The 14,949-nt window shown below is 40.9% G+C and carries 10 protein-coding genes and 1 pseudogene; all 11 read left to right on the top strand.

What is annotated here, in order from left to right:
• Nucleotides 1-14: 14 nt before the first annotated feature.
• On the top strand, nt 15-611 hold the full coding sequence (gene fdh3B, locus H5185_RS11225; protein ID WP_124017767.1) for a formate dehydrogenase FDH3 subunit beta: 597 nt from the start codon (nt 15-17) through the stop codon (nt 609-611).
• A gap of 48 nt (nt 612-659) precedes the next feature.
• Entirely contained in the window at nt 660-1,676 is a 1,017-nt protein-coding gene (locus H5185_RS11220; RefSeq protein ID WP_124017766.1) for a formate dehydrogenase subunit gamma, read from the top strand.
• A gap of 336 nt (nt 1,677-2,012) precedes the next feature.
• Nucleotides 2,013-2,402: a septal ring lytic transglycosylase RlpA family protein gene (locus H5185_RS11215; protein WP_124017790.1), complete on the top strand. Its 390-nt coding sequence runs from the start codon at nt 2,013-2,015 to the stop codon at nt 2,400-2,402.
• A gap of 355 nt (nt 2,403-2,757) precedes the next feature.
• Complete coding sequence (locus H5185_RS11210) at nt 2,758-3,048, top strand: DUF1287 domain-containing protein (protein ID WP_182742119.1); 291 nt, start codon at nt 2,758-2,760, stop codon at nt 3,046-3,048.
• A 222-nt stretch (nt 3,049-3,270) separates the two neighbouring features.
• A complete protein-coding gene (locus H5185_RS11205; protein ID WP_182742113.1) occupies nt 3,271-3,708 on the top strand; it encodes a GTP pyrophosphokinase in 438 nt (145 codons plus the stop codon).
• A gap of 313 nt (nt 3,709-4,021) precedes the next feature.
• Nucleotides 4,022-6,562: a TonB-dependent receptor gene (locus tag H5185_RS11200; RefSeq protein ID WP_182742112.1), complete on the top strand. Its 2,541-nt coding sequence runs from the start codon at nt 4,022-4,024 to the stop codon at nt 6,560-6,562.
• Between the two features lie 72 nt (nt 6,563-6,634).
• Entirely contained in the window at nt 6,635-8,158 is a 1,524-nt protein-coding gene (locus tag H5185_RS11195) for a tryptophan halogenase family protein (RefSeq protein WP_182742111.1), read from the top strand.
• Between the two features lie 194 nt (nt 8,159-8,352).
• Nucleotides 8,353-9,054: a SapC family protein gene (locus H5185_RS11190; RefSeq protein WP_182742110.1), complete on the top strand. Its 702-nt coding sequence runs from the start codon at nt 8,353-8,355 to the stop codon at nt 9,052-9,054.
• Between the two features lie 1,129 nt (nt 9,055-10,183).
• A complete protein-coding gene (locus tag H5185_RS11185; RefSeq protein WP_182742109.1) occupies nt 10,184-12,874 on the top strand; it encodes a family 20 glycosylhydrolase in 2,691 nt (896 codons plus the stop codon).
• Nucleotides 12,875-13,131: 257 nt separating this feature from the next.
• The gene (nagK, locus tag H5185_RS11180; RefSeq protein ID WP_124017165.1) at nt 13,132-14,052 is read left to right on the top strand and encodes an N-acetylglucosamine kinase; all 921 of its coding nucleotides are present in this window, start codon (nt 13,132-13,134) and stop codon (nt 14,050-14,052) included.
• Between the two features lie 82 nt (nt 14,053-14,134).
• A pseudogene (locus tag H5185_RS11175) lies at nt 14,135-14,866 on the top strand (SIS domain-containing protein); the annotation flags it as partial.
• Nucleotides 14,867-14,949 lie beyond the last annotated feature (83 nt).

Genomic DNA, 14,949 nt, shown 5'->3' with positions numbered 1-14,949 from the left:
GGAGATAAGCCATTATGGCAGTCATGAAATTTCTGTGTGACACCAAACGCTGCATCGAGTGTAACGGTTGCGTCACAGCATGTAAAAACGAAAACGACTCTGCTTTAGAGTGGGGTATTCAGCGTCGCCGCGTGGTAACGCTTAATGATGGTGAACCAGGAGAAGCGTCAATCTCAGTAGCATGTATGCATTGTACCGATGCACCATGTATGGCTGTTTGTCCGGCCGACTGTTTCTACCGTACCGAAGACGGCATTGTGCTCCACAACAAAGATACTTGTATCGGTTGTGGCTATTGCTTTTATGCTTGCCCATTTGGCGCGCCGCAGTTCCCTAAAAAGACTGCATTTGGTAGTCGCGGTAAAATGGATAAGTGTACTTTCTGTGCTGGTGGCCCAGAAGAAGATCATTCAGAAGCCGAGCGTCTCAAATATGGCTCAAACCGTATTGCTGAAGGCAAATTACCAATGTGTGCTGAGCTTTGTTCAACCAAAGCTCTGTTGGCCGGTGATGCAGGCATAGTGTCTGATATTTATCGTCAACGTATGGCTGCACGCGGTAATCCAAATGTGATTTGGGGCTACAATCCTAAAACAGGTGAAATGGTTTAACCCAGAGCAATGGCTGCGATAATTTTCGCAGTCATATAAGGAGTGACAATGTTAACTTTAACGTTAAACAAATCACTGCGCAGGATGTTTGCTCTGTTGGTTCTGTGTATGGGATTGGGGTTGGTTACATCGACGGTTTATGCCGCCGATGAACAATCAAGTCAGCAACAAGCAAAGTCTAAAACCAGTGATGCAGATCTCTGGCGCGCAGTAAAAGCTGGCGAACCCGGATACAGTACAGACAAAGGCCTTGATGCTGATGTTCTGATTAATGTATCGGGTAATGAAGGCAAAATATTGCGAAATACTTACCTAAAACCAGCACTTGGCTTAGCCATAGTGGGGGTTTTTGGGGCCTTTTTAGTGTTTTACTTAGTCAATGGTCCATCAAGATTAAGTAAGGGCTTTTCAGGAAAAATGGTACTTCGTTGGAGCACAGCCGATCGTTGGTTACATTGGATTATGGCAGTATCTTGCCTAACCATGATGCTAACAGGTGTGATTATTATGCTTGGGCGACATCTCTTAGCCCCATATGTCGGAGACGGTATATGGGCAGGGGTTATAGCCTTCAGTAAATTTGCCCATGATTGGTCTAGCCCCATTTTTATGGTGTCTTGGCTAGCATGTATCATCAAATGGATGCCACTACAATTTTTCAAGATGTATGATTTGAAATGGTTTTTAGTGGTTGGCGGCTACATTAACTTTGGTCCGTTTAAAGGCAAACACCCAGACAGTGGTTTTGCCAATGCGGGTGAAAAAATGTGGTTTTGGACCTTAGCTATTTTTGGTCTAAGCATCAGTCTAAGCGGTATTATGTTAGTGTTTCCGACACTGGATTTGCCGCGTGAACTGTCGATGCTCGCTTTGTTGATACATGGTCTTAGTGCGACGATCTTAATCGCATTTACCATAGTGCATATTTGGATGGGAACCGTACTCAGTGAGGGCGGAATGGAGTGCATGTTATCGGGCTATTGTGACGAGAACTGGGCTTCACAACATCATAATGTGTGGTATGACGAAATCAAAGCCGATGGTACTTTAAAATACAAAGAGTAACCCTGGCACTCTGGTGTTAGTACACTAGTTGATTGCAGATATAAAACACCTTGTTAGGTCACTGACAAGGTGTTTTTTATTAGCCATTTTTACTGCGTTATCGGCTTTTTAACGGCATAACGCCACCAAAAAGTCTCAGTTTTATCACTCATTGTTATGGTTATGGGCCAACGATTCTTTGCCAAAACAACTTTGAGAGATCAACAGACTGTAATCAAAATAACGGTTTCATTTGAATCATTATTCAAAGTCAGTTAGTGTTTCTGACATTATTAAATTACAAGAAAACGAGTAATTTAGTCGGCTCGTTATGTGAACACACTAAAAAGACAAACCATGGTCGCTATTTCACGAAAATTTCAGTTTTTAACGTTTTCCATTATGTTGGCAGGCTGTTCTTCGATGCCGGCTGATGTTGGTGGCAATTGGATCGGTTTTACTGAGTCTGGCCAAGCCTCACATTATGCAGATAGATACCAAAATAAGAAAACGGCTAGCGGTGATCTCTATCGCCACAATCAAAAAACAGCAGCCCATAAAGATTTACCATTCGGTTCAAATGTAAAAGTCACCAATATTAATAATGGTAAAAGTGTTACCGTCAAAATCAATGATCGTGGTCCGTTTGTTAAAGGACGCATCATTGATCTTTCTAAGTCGGCTTTTAGTAGTATAGGCAATGTATCTACAGGTCTTCTTGACGTTAAAATCGAAGTGATCCGTTAGCGGGTACAAAGCTTGCTGTATACGTGAGTGTAAATATGTTTGGTCTGGCTTAGTCGTATAGGTTTTCAGGGTTTAGCAGATAGGTGAATGTTATATTCTAAGGATGGCTAATGAGACAGTCAGCACTGTTTTATATGTTATTTTTTAGTCCAGTAATTCATGCAGTAGACTTTCATCACGATATTGTCTCGAGTTTGCTTAATAGAACACCCCAGCAGATTTTGTATGACGGTTCTTATATCTTAATACCATTATCTCAATGGTGATGTAGCTAAAATATCTGTGTATGCACAAATATGATTATTCGAGTTTACCAAGGAATTGGTACTGATTTACAACAAACTAGTGCACCAAGATAGGCATACACTTTTCTCTTTATCCTTCTCAAAGACTTTGGGCTCTCAATTCTCCAGATAGAAATATACACCAGCGACGTGCTGCTCATTTGCAGACGTTCTTTAAAAGGCATGGTAAATCGTTAACCATTAGGGCTCATGATTCTGCTTATGCTGTTGGCGATATTGTTACTTGGATATTGCCAAAGAATTTACCTCATATTGATATGGTTATCGCTCAGGTTGACGCTACAACCGGTAATCCTATGATTGTTCATTATATTGGTTTTGCGCCTAAAATTGATTTTTGATTATGACATGGCTAGGCATTATCGATTTGAACCATCGAAATATAACCACTAAGTAATGGCTTGGACTATTATTTAAAGTGACGGTCGTACGGCATGAGTGGCTGGTTGTGCAACGTTAATATTATCAAATAAACAACGTTATTTACTGTTGATTTGCTACCAAAGATAAACAGATATTATCTGGTGCTTCTAAGGATAAATGATTAACCCTAAAGAGAAATTATGAACATCATTGAGAAATCATTAGCAATCGCTTTACAAGCTTATTCGGGGAAACAAGATAAGGCAGGGAAAGCATATATTCTTCATCCACTTAGGGTCATGGCCAAAATGGATACTGAATACGAAATGGCTGTTGCCTTGCTTCACGATGTTATAGAAGATTCTGATTATACTGCTGAGTATCTCCTGGAAGAAGGTATCCCATTAGATGTAGTAAACGCAGTGCAATTGTTATCTAAGAGCGGTGATGAAAGTTACCATCAATTTATCAATCGCGTTACCGCTAATCCATTGGCGGTCAAAGTTAAAATCGCTGATATTGAGGATAATATCAATATTTTACGTTTAAAGGTTATTGATGCAAAAGATCTTGAGCGGATGGCTAAATACCATGCCGCCTGGAAGACGCTGCAAACTTTAACGCCCATAACGTCATAAAATTAAAAAGTTTTCGTTACACCTGCTATTGTTGAGTAATTAAGCTAACATTCACTATTGTCTAACCGTAGTATTTGCATGAAATAAATAGGACTGGCTTTAAAAACGAGAGAGTTAATATGGATTTTAATTTACTGCGTTTGTGTGTGTATTTACTTTTTCTAAGTCTATGTAACCTAGTTTATCTCCCTTATGCTTGTTCAGCGGACAAGTTCGTTATAAATCACTCTGTCTCAGAAAGTGATCGACGCTATCAATATACTTATGAGCTGTTAGATTTAATTATTCAAGAGACCAATGCCGATTTGGGGCAGTGGGTGCTATTGCAGCAGAAGAAATTACTGTTGATGATAACATTGAAAAAATTGAAGTTCGTGGGATGCGTGCCTCCATGAAAGCTTCAATTAACGAAAAACGTTTTGCTAATTCTGTAGTGGATTCAGTAACGGCAGAAGATATTGGTAAGTTTCCTGATGGCGATGTCGGTGAGTCATTAGGTCGTATCCCTGGGGTTGCAGTAAACCGCCAGTTTGGTCAAGGTCAGCAGGTGTCTATTCGTGGTGCCTCGAGCCAATTGACTAGCACATTGTTAAACGGACATTCAGTTGCATCTACTGGTTGGTTTGATCAGCAAGCCATTGACCGTAGTTTTAACTATTCGTTACTACCACCGCAAATGATCAGTGGTATCGAAGTGTATAAATCTTCGCAAGCTGATTTACCTGAAGGTGGTATCGGTGGCACGGTAATCGTTAAGACTCGTAAGCCATTAGACTTAGAGTCAAACACAGTATTTTTAAGTGCCAAAGGTGACTATGGCACGATTTCAGAAGAAACTGATCCTGAATTATCTGGCCTATATAGCTGGAAAAATGAAAACGAAAACTTCGGTTTCTTAATCTCTGGTGCTGGTGCGAACACCCAGTATCAGCGTAATGGTATTGAAACCTTGCTAGGTTGGGGTGAAATTGTTCCTTCTACCTTCCAACAAGACCGTGAACGCACTGCGTTAAACGTCGCCGCGCAATACCGTGCTAATGATGCATTAGAGTTTGGCTTAACCTACACAGGTTTAAGTCTAAAGGCTGATAATGCCAACACATCCATTTTCTTATTCCCAACTCAGCAAGGTGTTAGCACTTGTAATCAAACTAACGCTGCGGGTGTGTGTACAGATATTACTCATACTGGTGTGGATGCTTTCGCTTGGAACCAAACTTGGGCTCGAGAAGCTGAAATGACTTCTGATACCCTTGATTTCAATTTCGCTTATGATAATGAAAATTTCAAAATTGAAGGTAGTATCGGTAATACCAAGGCAGATGGTGGTACCAGTTTAACCTCTAACTACGGTAACTCAATCGGTAAGCCTTCAGATTTTGCTGGCCACTATGATGCAACGGGCAATATCATTGACATCGATATTGCTAATAAAAACTTTAGTGCTGAAGACTACAATGGCCAATTATCTGGCGCGGGTTGGGCATTAAAGAAACAGCCTAATACCGACGAAGAAACCTATGCCCAGTTTGATGTGACAGTGCCAACAGATTTAGGGGCTATTTCGTCAATCAAAACAGGTATTCGTTATGCTGACCACGATGTGACTCAACAAACTGATGCAGCAATCGTTGGTGATATCGCCGTTCATGATGCCTCTTATTATTTTGACGGCACAATGAGCTCGGGTGCTGGTTTTACTTTGCCTAAGCCAAACTTTGATAACATGATTAACGATGCTAAAGCGGCAATTAACGGTTTTACTCGTGACAAGTCTGGTTACGGTACATTGAACGAGAAAAACCTATCAGTGTATGCAATGGCTAACTTCGAGTCTGAAGGCATTCGTGGTAACTTTGGTTTACGTTATATCTCTACCGACATTGAATCTGACTACTATGCACTCAGTTCTACAGGTCAGTTTGCTGATGCAACATCAACAGATTCTGCTAGTTACAGTGATGTGTTACCAAGCTTAAACGTCGCGTTTGATTTAGCTCCAGATCTGATTTTACGTACTTCTGCATCACAGGTAATGTCTCGTCCTAACTATGCAGAGCTATTTGCTACGTCAACATTACCGGGTTTAAACGATGGTACTCCTGGTAACGAGAAGCTTAACCGTGGTTCTGTTTCATTAGACCCATTTAAAGCAACTCAAGCCGACTTAAGTTTAGAGTGGTATTTCAGTGATTCAGGTTTAGCTGCAGCAACTTACTTTATTAAAGATGTAAGTTCATTCATTTCAACTCGTCAAAAGTTAAACCAACAAATCGGTATTAACGATAATGACCTTGCTGCTCAAGGCCAAAGTGCTTGTGGAGTCGGTGTATATGACTGCTGGACGGTAAGTGAAAAATACAATGCTACCGGTGGTCGTATTGAAGGTCTTGAATTGCAACTTCAAGATTCATATGAAAACGGTTTAGGTTACTCTATTAACTATACTTATGCAGATGCAGGTTCTCCTGCAGAAAACTATCCTGATCAAGTGGGTGTGTTCTCTGATTCGTCTAAGCATACAGTTAACTTAGTCGGTTACTATGAGATGGATGCATTTTCAGCCCGCTTGGCCTATAACTGGCGCAGCGAATACATGATGCGTGAATTACCTGGCTTCTATGGTAACCGTCAACATGAAGACTATGGCACACTTGATTTAAGCACAACATACAGCGTGACAGATTGGATGGATATAACGTTTGAAGCTGTTAACTTAACCGAAGAAGACAGCATCCAAACAGGTGTTGCACCACTAGACTCTGAAGTGATTGCTGAGTTTAAAGCAGACTACCCAGTGTGGAGCTTTGAAGGTGAAGCTCGCTATAAAGTGGGTGTCGCATTCCGTTTCTAATCTAATAGATTAATTGAGTCATATACTAAAAGCCCTGCATTTGCCGGGCTTTTTATTGGATTAAGAGGTGATATGAAAATTCAATCAGTTGCGATTGTTGGTGGTGGAACTGCGGGATGGTTGGCGGCCAATCATCTTGCAAAAGCGCTATTTAATCAAAATATTACTATTACTTTGATCGAGTCCCCTGATATTCCAACTATTGGTGTTGGTGAAGGAACCGTACCGACGATCCGTAAAACATTACAAAGTTTTGGCATCAGTGAAACCGAGTTTATTACCCGTTGTGATGTGACATTTAAGCAGTCGATTAAGTTTCAAAATTGGCTTGATAGTCATCGTCATGGCAGAGATAATTTTTATCATCATCTTTTTGACCCTCCGAGTTCAATGGGAGATGATCTATCTTCGTTATGGCTACAAAATCCCAGTGATGCTTACAGTCAGTTAGTCTCCAGTCAATTTGACGTTTGCGAAGCAAACCTTGCCCCTAAATTAATTACAACCCCAGAATATCAGGCCGTACAAGGTTATGCTTATCATCTAAATGCAGCAAAGTTTGCTTTGTTGTTAGCTGAAAATGCCAAACAGAAATTTGCGGTTAATCATGTTAAAGCCAATGTGATCGATACCCGTTTGCACCTCGATGGTAGTATTGCATCATTGGTTTTAGATAAATGTGGAGAGCAGGAATTTGATTTTTATATCGACTGCAGTGGTTTTGATTCAATCTTATTAGCAAAAGCACTGAAGGTTCCGTTTGTGGATAAATCTCAGGAGCTATTTGTGAACAAAGCCGTTGTTGTGCAAGTGCCAACTGATCCTGATGCCATTATTCCCCCTTATACTAAGGCAACGGCTCATCAAGCTGGTTGGATATGGGATATCGCTTTATCAAATCGCCGTGGGGTAGGGTTAGTGTATTCAAGTGCTCATCTCGATGATGAGCAAGCCGAACAAAAGCTCAATCGGTATCTCAGTGGCCAATTAGATCAATACTCGTATCGCACTATTCCAATGAAAGTGGGTTACCGTAAACAGTTTTGGGCTAAGAACTGTGTCGCTTTAGGCTTGGCTCAAGGATTTTTAGAGCCCATAGAGGCAACATCAATCATGCTAACGGATTTTGCAGCAGGTTACTTGGCAAGTCGTTTTCCTAGTGATAGTAGCCAATGTGAAAGTTTATCCGAGCGATTTAATCAGACTATGTCGTATGCATGGGAACGGGTCGTTGAGTTTGCCAAAATGCATTATTGTCTTTCTGATCGTCATGATTCAGATTTTTGGATAGATAATCGCGACCCACAGACTATCCCGGCAGGATTAAGTAACAAACTGGCGTTATGGCAAGAGTATGTGCCCTTGAGTGAAGACCTATTTTCTAAGTTTGAAGTGTTCAATGTAGAAAATTACCTCTATGTATTGTATGGCATGAAATTTTTGACATACAAGAAAACAATGTCTGAGTCCTCATTAGTGCTCGCTAAACAGCATGCAGCAAGGATTCGGCGGCACAGCGAACAGTTATGCCAACATTTACCTGCTCACCGAGAGTTACTCAGTAAAATACATCAATATGGTCTGCAGAAAATATGATGACAAATCTATTTGCTGGTGGATATTTAAGCAAGTGGTAAGTTAAAGCGCAAAATCGTTATATTCGTGCTTGTAAAAATTGGTTAACTTGGTAGTTTCAATACTAATTTATTGTAAACAGGTTATAACCAACCTGTGAACGTTTTATCTATCGTCGCGATTACCTGCACAGAGCCGCACCCAAAGGAGCCAAGATGTCCAACCAAATTACTCTACTCGACCCAGCTAAACACAGTGATCTCAAAATAGTTCCTAGTGATTACACACATATAGCAGAACAACATATTGTGCCTGTGACCTTGCATGAAATTGGCCGTGCTGCGACAGAGTACCCCATTGTATTTGTTAAAAATAGTGACACCGGTGAGTTTCAATCGGTGGCAATGCTCGGTCTTAAACCCGGCCAAAACCTAAGTGTAAAAGACGGTAAGTGGTTAGGCTTATATATTCCTGCCGTAATCCGTGACTATCCGCTTGGCTTAGTGTTGAATCCAGACGTAAAAGACAAAGTGTGGATTGGTATTCGTGAGCAGTCTAAAGATGTCAGCACTACTGAAGGCCAAGCGCTATTTGAATCGGAAAAAGAGACCCCATTCTTAGAGGCTCGTAAGCAAGAGTTAATTAGCCATTATGAGCAAGACCAAGCGACAAGAGGCATTTTAGGCTTTTTAGCGGAGCAGGGATTACTCGTAAGTCAAACATTAACCGTAGATGTTGCAGGCGAGAAACGTAATATTAACGGCTTATATCTCATTGACGAGCAAAAATTAAATCAGCTATCCGATGAGGCATTTTTAGAACTAAAAAAACGTGGCATTTTAGGGCCTATTTATGGCCATCTCGGCTCGTTAAATCAAGTTAATCGACTTGCGCGCATGGAAGTCTTAGGCCGCTAGTCAACTGATTATAAAAATGGCGCCTAAATGGCGCCATTTTTAGATAACATGCTTAGTTAAGTCAGCATGATAATGCCTGTTAATATCATTCTAAACGAAATAGTTACTTAAGCTTAACGGATTAAAAAAACACCTCAATATCCACCATTGTTGCGGGTTCTAAAATCACTGACGATACGGTGCACATACTCACATACTCACATACTCACATACTCACTATCATGCAGTTACAATGGATTACTTTGTATAACATTCCGCCTCAATAACAGATAAATAGCCACTATTCATTAATGCCAATAAATAACTGAGCAGTCACTAGACTGCGATAAAATGCAGTACCATTAACATAGTATTGCTTAATAATGGGCTTTACTGAATGTTGTAACAGTCATTTATTATAATTTTTTGAGTACTGTTATGAATAATAAAACTGCTGCATAAAATAGAAAACTCAATAAAACTTGCCATTTTGGTCTTATCTGTGCCGCTGAGCATAATGAACCCCTATCGAACTACACTAACCGACATTCAAAAACATTAGTTAAAAATAATATTCAGCAGGAGTAAAGGCCAAATCTACAAATTCGGCGGGGGATAACTTTAGTTTGATTATGAGTTTATGGGAATTTTACGATGTACAGAGCCTTATCTTATTTGTAACAAGCATGTTTGTCATAAATCGAAGTTGAATTTTGTATATCAAGGCGCTCCGGTTTTTTGTTAAAGCATTGATATATATGGTCATTAATATAATTGTGTTTGTTTTTGTCGTCTAATGTGAAAAAGCTGGATCTCATTGGTTAAAATTGGTAACTTATGTATGACAGCGTTGTCATTGGCGGTTGTAACGTTGTTACAGTTTAACGTGATGAGGAGTAGCTCTCCCATTCATGTTTGATAGTGGCACTTCAGGTTGAATCATCACTATCCCTTAAGATACTTTTTACTTTCTCCCAAGAAAAAAGTATGGGCTGGTGCATATCTTAACCGATTTATGTTCCAGCTTTTTTACTGGTAATAAGCAAGTAACCTGATATTAAATAAAGGCTAACTGACACTAAAAATTATGTCAGTTAGCTAAACCGATAACGGTAAATTAGCTGTACTTCTCCATGATAACGAGGACGCAATGAAAACAACTTGGACGTTTAGTGCCATAATTATGTCTTTCTACTTAGTCGCATGCACACCACCACAATCATCAGCGCCTATGTCGAAAATGGCTTTGCAGTCTTGGAGTCAAGATGATTTAGCCAAATTTGCAGATGACGTGAGCGTAACATATCGCTTAGTGTCTAATTTAACCGACGAAGCCTGTGCTGAAGGTGCCAAAGCGACTGAGCGTTGTTTTATTGCTGAGATTGATTTCACCAGTTCATACGATATGTTGCTAGCTGATTGGGCTATTTACTTTAGCCAAATGCGACCTGTACAAGCAGTATTAAGTGATGAGTTTACGATTGAGCAAATTAAAGGTGATCTTCATCGAATAACTCCGACCGCCGCTTTTACTGGTTTTCATGCAGGACAAGCCAACACACTGCGTTTTCGTGGCGAATTGTGGCAACTCTCTGAAACTGATGCCATGCCCAATTACTATATTGTGGCTAACGATGCTCAAGGTGTAGAGCTGACCCCGCAAGTGATTAATAGTACTCGTGTACAGCAAGACCCTGAAACCAATATGGAAGTTCGACCTTATGCTCAAGCATTTACCGATGCTAAAAGACAGTATCAGCGTAGCCCAACAGACAAATTAGTCTGGGCTAAGCCGGAAATACTGTTTACCCAAAATAATACGGTATCTGCCGATGCCAGTTTAAGCGTTGATTCATTACTACCGACTCCCAAATCGCAAGTTATTGTTGCTAATGGCAAGGCGATATCCTTGCATCAAGGTATTAATATTAGTCGCCAAAACCTGGTCGATGTGCAGCTTGAACTGCACGATATTCAAGCCGCATTAGCCCGCCTGGAGCGCATTGGTGTCAGGCAATCGAGTGCAGGCGTCCCGTTAGTATTCGAGCGATTATCTCAGGACAATAACCAAAGCACAGATCGCCATGAGTTAATTATTAATCAACAAAATATGATCATTAAAGCCGCTAATGCTAGTGGATTTAGCTATGGTATTTCATCGTTAAGTTCATTACTTAATATTGACTCGTTAACCGTTAACCCTATGCAGATAAAAGACAGTCCTCGATACGTTTATCGAGGGATGCACGTTGATGTGTCTCGTAATTTTCACAGTAAGCAGTTTATTTTAGATTTGCTAGATCAAATGGCAGCTTATAAATTAAACAAACTGCATTTACATATGGGCGATGATGAAGGATGGCGATTAGAAATTGACGGTTTACCGGAACTTACCGATGTTGGTAGTAAACGTTGTCACGACTTGTCTGAAACTCGTTGTATTTTACCACAGCTAGGCAGTGGGCCTTTTTCGGATACTAAGGTGAATGGTTTCTATAGCAAAGAGGATTATATTGATATTATTAAGTACGCCAATGCTCGACAAATTCAAGTGATCCCTTCAATGGACATGCCTGGTCATTCACGCGCAGCGATCAAATCGATGGAGGTTCGTTATCGAAATATGATGGCAAAAGCGGATAAACAGGCGGCAAATGAGTTCATATTAGCGGACTCAAACGATACAACACAGTATTCATCGGTACAGTATTACAACGACAACACATTAAACGTCTGTATGGAGTCAACTTACCGTTTTATAGATAAAGTGATTACTGAAATCGCTAAGTTACATGAACAAGCGGGGCAGCCGTTAGAGACCTATCATATCGGTGCAGATGAAACCGCAGGCGCTTGGCTTGAGTCGCCTATTTGCCAAGCGTTTATAGCGAGCAACCAATACGGTGTCACTGATATCAATCATGTTGGCGCTTATTTCATTGAACGTGTCGCTAATATGTTAGCCGACAAAGGTATTCAACCAGCAGGTTGGAGTGATGGCATGAGCCACACGAATCCAGCCCGCATGCCTGCTCATTCTCAAAGTAATATTTGGGATCTCGTATCGCATAAAGGCTATCAACGCGCTCACCAACAAGCTAATAACGGTTGGACGACGGTATTGTCCAACCCTGAAGTGCTTTACTTTGATTTTCCCTATGAAGCAGACCCAAAGGAACATGGTTACTATTGGGGAACTAGAGCCTTGAATAGCCATCATGTTTTTAGCTTCATGCCAGGTAACTTACCCGCTAATGCCGAACAATGGTTCGATATAGAAGGGCAACCTTTTGAAGCCGATGACCGTCCTCAATTAGACGATACAGGCAAGCAAACTGCTGGCCCAATGAAGGCTGGTGAAACTGTTGACGGTATACAAGGGCAAATATGGAGTGAAACGTTACGCAGTGATCAAACCGTTGAGTATATGATTTATCCGCGACTATTAATGTTAGCAGAGCGAGCATGGTATAAACCTGAATGGGAAGTGCCATACCAATACGCAGGGGCTGTGTATAACCAAACAACAGATCATTTCACTACTACAATGCGTCAACAGCAAGCACGTCAATGGCAAAAAATCGCCAACCACCTAGGCAATAAAGAACTGGCAAAGCTAGATAATGCAGGTATTAATTATCGTGTTCCCACCGTTGGTGCAGTAATTAACGACGGCATATTAAGTGCGAATATTGCTTTTCCTGGCTTACAGATAGAATATCGGGAAGGTGATAAGCCTTGGCAAGTATATACCTCAGCGGTGGCGGTAAAACGCCCTGTTGATGTTAGAGCAGTAGCCGCTAATGGCAAGCGAAAAGGCCGAACTCTGCGTGTAGACTAATTGTTAAACCAGTAGACACCCGCGTCGTCAGTATCATATGCGCTGGCGACGTGTTACCCCCTAATTTTAGCAGACAATTTAGTTATACAACCTCCTGTTAAATATGATGTAAATATCATTTTTGTTGATTATTAGTGTTTTTTGTTAAAAATTAAATGACAGCGTTGTCATTTTTGGTGTAACATGGCGTTAACTTATTAACAGGCTTGATGACTATCAAAAATAGTAGCGTTAAACAGAATACCAAGAGGACAGTCATGGGTAACAAACAGCCTAACGAACAACAACTTTATATCGGTATTGATGGCGGTGGCAGTAAATGTCGTGCCACGATTTACTCCGATGACGGTCAACAACTTGGCACCGCAGTGGCTGGTCGAGCCAATCCACTACATGGTTTAGAGCAAACGTTTCAATCAATGATTGAGTCATCACAGTTGGCTTTAGTCGATGCCGGTTTTGCACCTGACACTTGCCATCAGTTAGTCGCTGGTATTGGTTTAGCAGGAGTTAATGTTGGCCAGTTTTATCAGCAAATTATTCAGTGGCAACATCCATTTAAAGCCATGTATCTCACGACTGACTTGCATACAGCCTGTATTGGTGCTCATCACGGTGAAGATGGTGCGGTTATTATTACTGGTACTGGTTCATGTGGTTATGCGCATGTTGGTCAGCAAAGTATTATTTTAGGCGGGCATGGATTTGCATTAGGTGACAAAGGCAGTGGTGCATGGCTTGGTTTAAAAGCGGTTGAGCACGTGTTACTTGCTCTGGACGGTTTTGCATGTTCAAGCAAGCTGACCGAGAGCTTACTGAATTATTTTAACGCTAAAAATGCCATCGATATTGTTGAACAGCTCGCCGGTCAATCATCTAGCGCTTATGCAAAGCTAGCTCGTATCGTATTGATGTGCGCACAGGATGGTGATGCTGTTGCAATCGCTATTGTACAAGATGGAGCAAATTACATAAGCGAGCTTGCTCGAAAACTATTTGTTCTTAACCCAAGTCGTTTTTCTATTATTGGTGGATTAGCAGAACCACTAACACCTTGGTTAGACAATGAGATAGCAAGCAAGATTTCACCCTCTATTTCGCCACCAGAATATGGGGCGTATTTGTTCGGCAAAAAGCAATTTTTAACTCAACCAATAGCTAATGTAAATCATCAATAGAGTGTTTGTTGACGTTAATTGACGTCAACTCAATACCTACAAGGTTACTGGTTAATTCAACATTATTTTATCAAGGTTTATTATGACAATTCTTACAGTTATGGAACAAGAAGCTCGTACCGCACCTCAGAAAATTGCCGAGCAATTGATTGCCAACCAGACTATTACTGACACATTGGGTCAGACCTTACGTGAACTTAAGCCTAAATTTGTCATGATTGTAGGTCGTGGTTCTTCTGATCATGCAGGTGTATTTGCTAAATACTTATTTGAAATCGAAGCGGGTGTTCCTACGTTTGCTGCTGCTCCTTCTGTTGCCAGCGTATACGGTAAGTCATTACAACTTGAGGGAGCATTAGTCATCGTGATTTCACAGTCTGGCCGAAGCCCTGACATTCTTGCACAAGCCAGAATGGCTAAAGCGGCCGGCGGATTTTGTGTGGCATTGGTCAATGATGAGTCAGCGCCTATTAAAGACATTGTTGATGTTGTTGTGCCATTACGTGCAGGCGAAGAAAAAGCCGTTGCTGCAACAAAAAGCTACCTAGCCACTCTATCTGCTATTTTACAAGTTGCCGCTAAGTGGACTCAAAGTGAATCATTAGCGCAAGCGGTAAACTCGTTACCCCAAGCTTTACAAACCGCAGTTGATGCTGAACCGCAACTCACTGCTGAGTCATTGGACGGCGTTAAAAACTTAGTGGTTCTTGGTCGCGGCTTAGGTTATGCAGTTTCAAAAGAAATTGCATTAAAAATGAAAGAGGTCTGTTCAATACACGCTGAAGCATTTAGTAGTGCAGAATTTCTACATGGCTGGCATACGACTCATCATTAATACATACATCAACAATCGCTAATTTCTTTTCAACTAATGTCACTGGGCCATGTAAAAATTCT

It is taken from the genome of Shewanella sp. SG44-6 (genome assembly GCF_014164185.1).
GTDB lineage: Bacteria > Pseudomonadota > Gammaproteobacteria > Enterobacterales > Shewanellaceae > Shewanella > Shewanella vesiculosa.
This window is presented reverse-complemented; position numbering and strand designations above follow the sequence as displayed.